1 protein-coding gene is annotated in these 307 nt (G+C 47.6%); it reads left to right on the forward strand.

The features are described from left to right. A partial coding sequence (locus tag AB4585_RS26555) for a DUF294 nucleotidyltransferase-like domain-containing protein (protein WP_372171736.1) occupies window positions 1-307 on the forward strand: 307 nt, incomplete at both ends.

Raw genomic sequence — 307 nt, forward strand, 5'->3', positions numbered from 1 at the left:
ATCATAGAGCTTGCAGAAGAAGAACTTGGTCCCTCGCCGGTGCCCTATTGCTTTCTTGCCCTTGGTTCAATGGCACGTGATGAGCAACTGATTGTAACCGATCAGGATAACGCCATTATTTTGTCCAACAGCTTCGATAAAGAAAAACACGATGAATACTTCGCGACCCTTGCTCAGATGGTCAGTGACGGATTGGATCGTTGTGGCTACCCATACTGTACCGGTGACATTATGGCAACCAACCCTATTTGGCGAATGACTCAAACCGAATGGGAAGAGTGCTTTGCAGACTGGATTGACGACCCTA

This window comes from Vibrio sp. 10N.222.49.C9, assembly GCF_041474985.1.
GTDB lineage: Bacteria > Pseudomonadota > Gammaproteobacteria > Enterobacterales > Vibrionaceae > Vibrio > Vibrio crassostreae_C.